At 65.3% G+C, this 2,429-nt stretch carries 1 protein-coding gene; it reads right to left on the reverse strand.

The window, feature by feature from the left end; genetic code table 11:
* Positions 1-79: 79 nt before the first annotated feature.
* Entirely contained in the window at positions 80-2,317 is a 2,238-nt protein-coding gene (locus AC5RWX_RS32450; RefSeq protein WP_494100283.1) for a S9 family peptidase, read from the reverse strand.
* Between the last annotated feature and the right edge of the window lie 112 nt (positions 2,318-2,429).

Raw genomic sequence — 2,429 nt, forward strand, 5'->3', positions numbered from 1 at the left:
CAGATAAGAGTAAGCATGATTAGCTTTTTTGGAAACAGGCCGAATCCGACTGGCCCCAGTGAAAGAGCGACAGGCGGGCCTACTTCAGGCCGGCTCCCGGCAGCAGCTCCGAGGCGCCGAGGGAGTCGGCGATGAAAGCGTAGTCCCAGGCCCTTTCGCGCCACTGGACGTAACGGCCGGACGCGCCGCCGTGGCCGCCGTCCATCTCGATCTTCATCACCACCGGCTCGGAGCCGGTGGTCCTGTTCCGCAGCTCCTGAACCCACTTCGCCGGCTCCACGTACAGCACGCGGGTGTCGTTGAAGGACGTCACCGCGGCGATCTTCGGGTACGGAGCCGGGCTGACGTTCTCATAGGGGGAGTAGGACTTCATGTAGGCGTAGACCTCGGGGTCCGTGATCGGGTTGCCCCATTCCTCCCATTCGAGGGCTGACAGCGGGAGATCCGGGTCCAGGATAGTGGTGAGGGCATCCACGAACGGGACCTGGGCCACAATGGCCGCGTACTTTTCGGGAGCCATGTTGGCCACGGCACCCATCAGCAGTCCGCCGGCCGAGCCGCCGAGGGCCGCGATCCGGGACGGGTCCACCCAGCCGGATTGCGCCAGCCAGTCCGTGGCGTCCACAAAGTCGGTAAAGGTGTTCTTCTTCGCCATTTTCTTGCCGTTCTCGTACCAGTGCCGCCCGAGTTCGCCGCCGCCCCGGACGTGGGCGATCACGAACACCACGCCGCGGTCCAACAGGGACAGCCGTGCGATGCCGAAGCCGGGGTCCATGCTCAGCTCGTAGGAGCCGTACCCGTACACCAGGCCGGCCGCCGTCGAATCCTGCGTCACGTTCTTGTGGCGCAGCACGGAAAGCGGGATCCGCGTGCCGTCCCTGGCCTCGGCCCATTCGCGCGTGGCCACGTAGTCGTTGCCGTCGAAGCCGCCCAGGACAGGGCTTTCCTTGCGGAGGAGCAGTTCGCCGGCGGGCTGCCCCGGGGTGGGCAGCACAAAGTCGTAAACCCGCGACGGCGTGAAGTAGGACGTGTAGCCAAGTCGGATCACCGGAGCCTCGTAGTCCGAACCGCCAACTCCCGCGGTGTACAACTCCTCATCGAATGCGGGCTCCACTGGTGCCTCCTGCGCCTCGGTCCCGACGCCTTGCAGTCCGATGACCTGGACGCGCTCGATGGTGTCCTTGCGGATCGAAACGACGAGGTGCGTGGAGGTGACGCCGGCACCATTGACGCGGACGTCGTCGGAATGCTCGACGACGGTGTCCCAGCGCTGCTCGGCGAGGGGCTTGCGAAGCTCGGCCGGGTCAGCCAGGGAGACCATGGAGTTGATGGCACCGCGGTTGTGCGTGAGCAGGATGCGCTCGCTCGCCATGCCGTCCGCGCCGGGCAGCAGGAACGGCTCGGCCTCATAGAGAACACGCTCGTCCCGGGAGATCACGGTGGTGAGCTCCTGGGCGGGGTCCTCGAACCGGAGCAGGCGGGTCTCGCTGTACTCGGAGCAGCCGATGCCCAGCACGAGGTAGCGACGGTCGGCAGAGAGCTCGAAGCCCAGCCACATGGCGACGTCGTCTTCCTGGTAGATCACCACGTCCTCGCTGACAGGTGTTCCGAGGGTGTGGGCCTTGACCTGGTAGGGGCGCCAGGAGTCGTCCACCACGGTGTAGAAGATGCGGGTGCCGTCGGGGGAGAAGGCGACACCATAGAAGACGTTCTCGATGACGTCCGGCAGCAGTTCGCCGGTCCGGAGGTCCTTGATGCGCAGGGTGAACCGTTCGTCGCCGGCGTTGTCCACAGCGTACGCATAGAGGTTGCCGTCCACCGTCACGGCCGTGCCGCCAACCGAGAAGAACGCCTTCCCCTCGGCTTCAATGTTGCCGTCCAGCAGGACTTCCTCGCCCGGAATCCCGACGCCGGGCTCCACCGCGGGGGGAGTCCAGTCCGCAACAGGGTTTCCGCTGTTCCGGGCGCGCACCCGGCACTGGATGCCGTACTCCTTGCCTTCCACCGAGCGGCTGAAGTACCACCAGCCGTCCTTGCGGTGGGGAACGGACAGGTCCGTCTCCTGTGTGCGGCCCTTGATCTCCTGGAAAATCGCCTCGCGCAACGGCTCCTGATGGGCGGTGACTGCTTCCTGGTAGGCGTTCTCCGCCTTCAGGTGCTCCACAACCTCGTCGGATTCCTTGTTCCGCAGCCACTCGTAGTGGTCCACAAAAGTGTCTCCGTGGTGAATGCGCTCGGAGGGGATCTTTCTGGCCACCGGGGGAGTAGGCGTGGTGGCGGCGGAGCTGGCGGAATCCTGCAGCGGAGTCTGGGTCATGAGTTCAATATATAGACCAAGGCCGACAAAGAAACGGCCGTTCGCTACCGGACGATAACCCCATTACACCCGCCGGGACACCCCACCACCTCCCGCACGTATCCAGCCACCC

It is taken from the genome of Arthrobacter sp. SPT-J7, from assembly GCF_059089965.1.

Coding starts and splice junctions, on each gene's coding strand:
- AC5RWX_RS32450 (WP_494100283.1), bottom strand. CDS start 2,317: ATGACCCAGACTCCGCTGCAGGATTCCGCCAGCTCCGCCGCCACCACG.